The sequence below is a fragment of the Pseudomonas sp. NFX15 genome (assembly GCF_049132105.1).
Taxonomy (GTDB): Bacteria; Pseudomonadota; Gammaproteobacteria; order Pseudomonadales; family Pseudomonadaceae; genus Aquipseudomonas.
In genome coordinates this window covers 35,664-43,499 of sequence record NZ_JAFMPV010000041.1, presented here as the reverse complement: position 1 = coordinate 43,499, position 7,836 = coordinate 35,664, and the positions used below count along the sequence as shown (strand labels likewise).

Genomic DNA, 7,836 nt, shown 5'->3' with positions numbered 1-7,836 from the left:
AAAACGGAAGGAAAGTATTAATATCGCGCATAAGAACGCCGGTTTGTTAGATGTGTTTGCTCGCACGAACATCATCAATCAAATCGGCGTTCTTGTTTCTGTGTTTCCCGGGATTCCGTGAAGAACCTTTTTTATTGCGTCGAGTTTCGCGCTCTTTCACCAACTACCGCAAATTTTTAGTACATTGTTTAGCACTTCCTCAGTTCGACTGACAAAATCTGATGAGCACAGTCTATGTCTACAGAGTGGATGACGAAATCGTCGGCATTTCTGGAAGCCCACAAAGCGCCATCAACGCAATCGACTGGGTCGAAAAAGACGCAGATGATCCCGAGGTGCTGCAATGGATGATCGATCACCAGGTTCGTGCACCCTATACCGGGGACACGATCGATGGTGACTGACCGCTGCCCAGATCAACTCTTACGCATGCGTGCCAAAGGCCTGGCCAGTAATTTGGCTGGGCCCTCAAGCTATGGCCGTCAACACAGATTTTCAGGTGATGGTCAGTTTCAGGTGATGATGGCTAGCGAATATTTCGTGCGTTGCGGATAATGCTGGCATTGGCAACGGTTAAGTGAGCTGGTTCGAATGGTAGCGAAAGATACTTATAAGTATGCCTATATAGACGCTCTCAGAGGGCTGGCGATTATTCTGGTTGTACTGGTTCATTCATCTCAGAGTGTGAAACCAAATAGCTCACTGCTTACGTGGTTGATGAACGAAGGTGCAAGAGGGGTTCAGCTATTTTATATAGCTAGTGCTATTACTCTCTGTATGTCATGGGCAGCCAGAAAAAGCGACGAATGCAACCCGATACGTAATTTTTACATTCGGAGGTTCTTTCGCATTGCCCCGATGTTCTATGTGGCTATCGCCGGTTTTCTTTATCTGAATGGGACGTTACCGACATATTGGGCACCTAATGGAATAGAGTGGTGGTTCGTTCCTGTTACCGCCTTATTTCTGCATGGCTTTCATCCGGAGACAATAAACTCTGTGGTACCGGGTGGATGGTCCGTGGCCGTCGAAATGACGTTTTACCTTATTTTTCCTGCCCTGATGTGTGTAAGAAGGTTCTCCTGGCTTGCGCTGATTTTAATTATCTGCCTTTACTTGCAACAATATAATGGCTGGATTTTTTCACACGTTTTTGATTATGGCGAAAATCAAAAATATTTGATTGCTGATGTGTTTTCTTTTTACAATTTCTTAAGCCAAGTGCCAGTATTTATTATCGGAATCATGGCGTATCTGTTTCTATCTCAGCATAAGTCCTTGGGCAAGAAATACGTTGCAATAGGTGGAGCAGCATTCGTGGTGCTGCTCGCTGAGTTTTGGTATCAATCGCAGTCGTTGATTTCACATCATGTGATAGCGGGATGTCTATTTGCCTTGTTTGCTATTTTCCTTGCCTATAACCCGGTTAAGGTTCTCGTAAATAGAGTTACCGTCTTATTTGGCAAGCTGAGTTTCAGCATGTATTTGATCCACATAGCAGTACTCAAGCTAATCGGAATGCTTGGTGTGACTGCGTTGTTTGGTGGAGGGAACAAGGAAAGTCTTCTGTTCTTTTTGGTTGTCCTGGTGATTTCCGCAGGCATTTCGTGGGTCACTTATCACCTCATCGAGAAGCCTGGGATCACGCTTGGTCGCAAACTCATCGATAGGTTGGAGGAGGGGCAAGCCGCCACCACCCCTACATCACTGCCGACGGAAGTCATTAAGTAACGCTCTTCTGCCCAGCACCTTCTGAAAAAATCTTTTGAGCCGGCCCCGTTGCCGGCTTTTTTTCGTCTGGAGAAAAGTATGTCGATCACCGCGCAGCAATTGCTGCAGATCCTTCCCAGCTCCGGCAAGCAAGCCGGCGTTTTTGTCTCTGGAGTTTGAATAATGCGCACATCACAAAACGGTATCGCGGTGCTGAAGTATTTCGAAAACTGCTCGCTGAGCGCATATCCAGACCCTGCTACTGGTGGCGCGCCGTGGACGATCGGATGGGGGCATACCGGACCTGAGGTTGCCAACGGGATTGTTTGGACGCAGGCCAAGGCTGACGCACAGCTGCTTACCGACCTTGCTTCACGCGAGATGGTGGTTTCATGTGCAGTCACCAAAACGCTGACACAGGGCCAGTTCGACGCGCTTGTCGACTTCGTTTACAACCTGGGCGCCGGTAACTTCGAAGGTTCGACCCTTCTAAAGCTGATCAACGCCGGCGACATGGAAGGGTCCATGGCTCAGTTCGGCCGCTGGAACCGCGCCGCCGGCCGTCCGATGCGTGGCCTGACGCGGCGCCGCGCCGCCGATGCCGCACTCTTTGCCGGGAAGACCGGAACTCAGGCGATCGCCATAGGAGTGGCAGCAGCATGACGATCTGGCTGCGAATCCTTCCTTATATAGGTGCGGTGCTATTGGTGGCCGCCGCGCTTTTCGGTATCTATCATCACGGCGTGACCGTCACCGACGAAAAGTGGCAGGTCAAGTGGGATGACCGCGACACCCGGGACGCCCAGGCGAAAGCCGTCAACGAGGCCGCCGAGCGCACCAAAGAGCAGGCCTACCAACAATCAATCAACAAGGCGGTCCAAGATGGCCAACGCATCATCGATCAAGCGACGGCTGATGCTGCTGCCGCTCGCACTTCTGCTGACAGCCTGCGCGGGGCAGCCGACAGCCTTGCCAACCGACTCGCAACCAGTCAAGCCAGCGGCCATTCCTGCACTGCCGCCGCAAGCCAGGCAGCTTCCCGCGCCGCAATGGTGCTTGCCGACGTGCTCAAGCGCGCTGACCAGCGAGCGGGCGACTTGGCTGCAATTGCTGACCAAGCCAGAGCCCGTGGAGTGACCTGCGAAAAGGCATACGACGGATTAGGTATCAACCCTGACGCAATGAGGTAATGGCGCTAGCCTGTGGTCGACTCTCGAAATAAAGCGCTGGCGGAGTGGGTTGATAGCGTTGGCAGCCTGCCAGGCCTACGCTAGAAGGGTATCCCGTTGAATGGCATTACGGCGAAATGCTAGATATTTGACTGTTGTACTGGGGGGAGATTGCCGCATACTTCACCACCTACAGGGAGGGCTCTCCAAGCAATCGTTAGAGTCTTAAGTGCACTGATGTTGATAAAAGGCTAATAATAATTTTATGTCCCGAATGACCTCGGATCAGTCAAAGCAGCTTGACTCTATGCGCGCTCTCGCTGCGATTATGGTTTTGTTTGGGCACACCTTTCAAACTCTCCTTCTGCCGGTAATGAACTCTTGGTTCACCGTTGTTGTTCTCTTATCACAAATGGCTGTTATGGTGTTTTTTGTGCTAAGTGGCTTTTTGATAGGGAAATCGGTTTGCAATAACATATCGAAAAATTCCATTTTTAGCCTTAAGCAATATTCAAGAGATCGAGCTATTAGAATATACCCGCCACTGATGGTTTCACTGGTTCTAGTGGTGCTGCTTTCTTTGGTGGCGCCTTATATGTTTCCGTCAGGGACCAACTCGCTACTCGCTATGCCCGGTATTGATTTTGTGCGAACAGAGTTTGCATCACGCCCTTCGGATATGTGGGGTGCTCTGGCGTTTCTCAACGGTTTTAAAACAGAAACCCCCTCAGCGAATAGCCCGCTTTGGAGTCTCTCAATTGAAGTTTGGTACTACGTGATAATCGCGTCAGTATTTCTATGGCCAAGCAGGAAAGTGGTTTCGAGCCTTATTCTTGGGCTAGCTATTTTTGTAACGTACAAAAACACATTGTTTTTTACATTAGCACCTGTTTGGTTTTCTGGGTTTGGTCTGGCAATGATTCATCAGCGCAGAGAGCAGATGCATAATTTAGCTTTCGGGGCGTTGTTCGTAATTGCGAGTCTTGCTCTTGTTGTTATAGTGGTATTAGCTCTGTATGACAATCCGACCGGAAATGCTGTGGACTACGCCACGCTAAATCCATTTAGGGTAGTGTCCGGCTTGTGGTTTGCTTGCTTTCTTGCATTGATTATGGGTGGTTGCACATCTTTCCCACAGTGTTTTTACCGACATTCGGGCTATTCATACACCCTGTACGTTATTCATTTTCCCATTCTACTATTCGTTTTGGGGGTTGCGCAGAAAGCCGTATATAACTCCTTGTTAAATGCTGCGCTTATTAGTGTCTTGACGATTGTTTTTTGCTTGGTCGCGTCTTGGTTGTTAAGTGGATGGATTGAAAATAAGCGATTTATATCTAACCTGCTGTCAATTGCAAAACATAGACTTGTTGGAAAGGCACCGAACTAAACCACTGGAAATTGACCAGGCGTTGGGCAGGCTGAGTGCCGCTACAAAGTCGTGGATGCCATGGTATTGGGAAGATCGCCCCGCACATGCTCAGCCTTTCTTTCTGTCCGCTTCCAACTGGCGAATGATCCGTTCTTTTTGATCGAGGACCAGTCTGAGGCTGTTGATTTCAGACAGCTGTTCGGTGGTCTCCGCTTCCAGACTGGCCATCCATGTCCGCTTCTTTTGTAATTCGACAGTGAGCTGGTCGTTCATTTCCACCAGGCTGGCAATGTTCGCCTTTGCCGCCTCCAGCTTACGCTTCAGTTCTTGGATGTCTTCCTCGAGCATGCTCGCGTAGTGTTTGACGGTTTCGAGCCGGGTCGGGCTGCCAACCCATTCGCTCGTGTCTTCGATTTGGTAGGGGTCCATGATCGTGCCTTACTGATACTGTTTGGATGTACAGTAATCGACGCGTGACCAGTTGGCGAATAGTGGCGACGAAATGCGACGCTGATCAATCCGGAGTCATCATCACCGCGAGCGTCATCTTGATGAATTCTTCGTTCTAGTCGATGGCTTCCAAGGCCGCGCGTACGTTGTCGGCGACATCGGCCGATCCGCGCTGCTCGACCCAGTTCGACAGCTCCATGATGGCTGCTTCCAGGGCGAGCTGGTTTTCGTTGAGCTTGTACAGCAGGGAAGGGAGCAGGTCAGAGTGGGGCATCGCGAAATCCTCCGTGGAGTTTTCAGCGTAGCATTCGTCAATCGTGGGCGGATGACTCCAGCAGCGCCAAAAAAGTACATCAGTTAGTACATCGGTTTGCGCGTTTAAGGATTTTAATCAATGAATATTGGTGTTTATTGCTTAAATTAGATTCCGGCTTCGGGCACCATCTTAAATCAAGGGTTTGCGGGCGAAAGCTAATGCAAACCCTTGTTTGTTCTGCCCGTAATTTTCGCAGAGGCCTGCCATTCATTTGGTGGATGAGATCTTCACTTTGCGAATGCGGGTATACCCCTGCCACTACCCTAAGCGTAAAGTCCGCGCCAGCACGGTACCCGCAGGTATCGCCAGTGGCGTCGCGAAATTCAGTGCGACCTGATACACCATACCTCTGCCGGACTCGGTCAACCCGACATGTGCGCAGATGAAGTCAAACACCGTTTCAGCCTGGGCTTCATCGACTACGACGTTAACCACTCGGGTCAGCGCGGACTCCGGGATTTCGGTGTGCGGGGCTTTGGCGGCTTGCAGGACCGCCACGCCGCGGCAACTGACGGTGTCTGCGCGGGTGATGCCATGGGTTTCGCGCAGCAGCGTCAGCAATGTGCGCTCTGTGCCATCGTCGGGCAGCACGCAGGTTATGAGTTTGGCGGCTGCGCCCGGTATGCCCGGGATTGAGAAGCTCATGAGACGCTCCCTTGTTCGAGCATGTCGCGGGGGATGTAGGTGGCGACTTTTTCCACCGGGGTCGCGTAGACCATCCCGGCACCGGGAACATTGAGGTTGGCCGCGTGATAGATGGCTTCAAGGACCGCGTGTTGGTAGTCGGTCGCGACCAGCAGGCTGACCACTTCTTTTTCGGCATCGATGGCGATGCTGAGCAGACCGAGCCGCTCACGGGGGCCAATGCCGTGGGCGTGATAGACAATTGCGCCCGGCGCGCCCATGCCCTGGGCCGCCTGGATCACCGTGTCGGCACGTCCGACAGGCACGATGCAGGTGATCAGTGCAACGTCGGTAAGGTAGGTAATCCCGTCAGCTTTCATCCTGCTTCTCCTGTGCCCAACAATTGATTGTCCGGTTGTTCCGTGGCGGCCCTTGTCTGTCGCCACAGCTGGAATCGCGTCCATTGCCCGAGCAGCATGACGCTGATGATCGGGCCCACGGAGGCCATGCAAAGAATGCCGAACCCTTCGACGGCGTGGGTGGCATTTCCCAGCCCCAATCCCATGGCAAGAACCAGTGGCACGGTGATCGGCCCGGTGGTGACGCCTGCGCTGTCCCAGGCTACGTTGACGAACTCTTCGGTGGAAAAAAACGTCAGCACCGCAGCCAACAGGTAGGGCGGTATCACCAGCCAGACCAGTGGCAGGCCGAACACCAACTTGGCCACACCAATAGCAATGCCGCAGGCAACGCCTATCGAGACGGCACGAATCAGGTTGCGCTTGCGGATAAAGCCGTTGGTGAGGGTCTCTGCGGTGACACCGAGCGCATTCAGCGCGGGTTCCGCGACGGTCGCCCCGTACCCGAGCGTCCAGGCGAACGCCAGGGCCAGCACCAGGCCCACCTCATATTTGTAGAGCGGGGAACCGTCCGCGCCGGGTGTCTGCATGAAAGCTGCCGGTATCAGCGAGCCAGCACTCCCGCCCAGCTTCGACAAACCGTAGGTCAGCCCGAGATTGAATAGGCACATGCCCGCCACGGTCAGGGCGATGCCGAGGAAGATCTCGCGGCGTCGTGGCAGGTTCTGGCGCAGCAACAGTTTCAACACCATCAGCAGGAAGATCACCAGCGGCACGATCGCTCGTATTCCCGAAACAATGTCGAGTCCCGGACTGACCTCGTGCCAAGGCGTAGCCATTTGTGCGGCGCCGGCAGCGGCCTGTGCGGCTGCGATGATCGCTGCCGGTGACGAAATAGCCGCCACGTACAGGCCTAGCAGCATCACGCCAATGACAGGAAACAGCGAAGCCAGCGTGACAATACCGAATCCGGAAAGTCCGCAGCCGCCCTTGCCGGCAGCAGCCGCGATACCGATCCCCAAGGCGAGCACCAAGGGTACGGTGACCGGCCCGGTCGTGACCGCGCCCGCATCCCAGGCCAGGCCGATCACTTTTGCAAGCTGCGGATCACTCGACATATACACCGTCAGCAGTAGAACCGGTGTCAGCGATAAATAGATCAACGGCTTCAGGCTCCAGCCGTAGAGGAAGCGCAACGTTCCGATAACGGCGGCCAGACCGACGCTGGCTCCGACCACCAGCACCAATTCGCCGGTCCACTGGTTGAGTATCGCCCAGAGGTAGGGCGCCTGCTGTGCGCTGACGTTCTGTCCGGCAGCGCGCAGGGCGCCAATGGCGGGTTCGGCGAACGTCACTCCGACGCCCAACAGCAGGGTCACCAGCAGCACAGCGGGCAGGGATAACTTGCGCGGAAGGTTGCTGCCAATGATTTCGCCGAACGGCATCAGGCCAAGTTTCAACCCTTCCATGAACAGCATCAGGCCGACGATCACGGCGAACAGGCCACCGGCGACCAGCAGCGAGTCCTCGACCAACTGACGCAGGATGATGATCTGGAACAGCACCAGGTACAGCGCGAGTGGTACCACGGCGCGAAGCTGCTCCATTAGCCGCACCTGAAGATAAGGCTTGAGGATGGCGATTATCTCGCCCGGGCGCAGTTTTGCTGCCGGGTGGGGCGCGGCCCGCCAATGACCATCGGCATCGCGAACCGGTGCCGAGACAAGTTCGCGCATGGGTATTTCGCGGCGACCGGCTCCGAGCTTCTGCAGGTAGTGCGCGTAGCGAAGGGTGTCTTTCATTGGGATATCTGATCAGGTTGTTTACCGGTATACG

10 protein-coding genes are annotated in these 7,836 nt (G+C 53.8%); 5 read left to right on the top strand and 5 right to left on the bottom strand.

The window, feature by feature from the left end; translation table 11 throughout:
* The first annotated feature begins 221 nt into the window (after nt 1–221).
* The 5 genes from J1D76_RS26690 (at nt 222) to J1D76_RS26670 (ending at nt 4,269) form a co-directional block, all read left to right on the top strand.
* Nucleotides 222–404: a hypothetical protein gene (locus tag J1D76_RS26690; RefSeq protein WP_421141320.1), complete on the top strand. Its 183-nt coding sequence runs from the start codon at nt 222–224 to the stop codon at nt 402–404.
* Nucleotides 405–591: 187 nt separating this feature from the next.
* A complete protein-coding gene (locus tag J1D76_RS26685; protein ID WP_421141319.1) occupies nt 592–1,731 on the top strand; it encodes an acyltransferase family protein in 1,140 nt (379 codons plus the stop codon).
* Between the two features lie 162 nt (nt 1,732–1,893).
* On the top strand, nt 1,894–2,373 hold the full coding sequence (locus J1D76_RS26680) for a lysozyme (RefSeq protein ID WP_421141318.1): 480 nt from the start codon (nt 1,894–1,896) through the stop codon (nt 2,371–2,373).
* A complete protein-coding gene (locus tag J1D76_RS26675) occupies nt 2,370–2,900 on the top strand; it encodes a DUF2514 family protein (RefSeq protein ID WP_421141316.1) in 531 nt (176 codons plus the stop codon). The genes J1D76_RS26680 and J1D76_RS26675 overlap by 4 nt, the downstream gene beginning before the upstream one ends.
* Nucleotides 2,901–3,186: 286 nt before the next feature.
* Complete coding sequence (locus tag J1D76_RS26670; RefSeq protein ID WP_421141315.1) at nt 3,187–4,269, top strand: acyltransferase family protein; 1,083 nt, start codon at nt 3,187–3,189, stop codon at nt 4,267–4,269.
* A 90-nt stretch (nt 4,270–4,359) separates the two neighbouring features.
* On the opposite strand, the gene J1D76_RS26665 is transcribed toward J1D76_RS26670, so the two are convergent.
* The 5 genes from J1D76_RS26665 to J1D76_RS26645 form a co-directional block, all read right to left on the bottom strand.
* Nucleotides 4,360–4,680, bottom strand: coding sequence for a hypothetical protein (locus tag J1D76_RS26665; RefSeq protein WP_421141314.1), 321 nt, complete (start codon nt 4,678–4,680; stop codon nt 4,360–4,362).
* 136 nt (nt 4,681–4,816) lie between these two features.
* Complete coding sequence (locus J1D76_RS26660; protein ID WP_421141313.1) at nt 4,817–4,975, bottom strand: hypothetical protein; 159 nt, start codon at nt 4,973–4,975, stop codon at nt 4,817–4,819.
* 300 nt (nt 4,976–5,275) lie between these two features.
* Entirely contained in the window at nt 5,276–5,662 is a 387-nt protein-coding gene (locus J1D76_RS26655) for a hypothetical protein (protein WP_421141311.1), read from the bottom strand.
* Nucleotides 5,659–6,021, bottom strand: coding sequence for a P-II family nitrogen regulator (locus J1D76_RS26650; protein WP_421141310.1), 363 nt, complete (start codon nt 6,019–6,021; stop codon nt 5,659–5,661). The genes J1D76_RS26655 and J1D76_RS26650 overlap by 4 nt, the downstream gene beginning before the upstream one ends.
* Nucleotides 6,018–7,802: a DUF1538 domain-containing protein gene (locus J1D76_RS26645; protein WP_421141309.1), complete on the bottom strand. Its 1,785-nt coding sequence runs from the start codon at nt 7,800–7,802 to the stop codon at nt 6,018–6,020. Before J1D76_RS26645 ends, J1D76_RS26650 begins: the two co-directional genes overlap by 4 nt.
* Between the last annotated feature and the right edge of the window lie 34 nt (nt 7,803–7,836).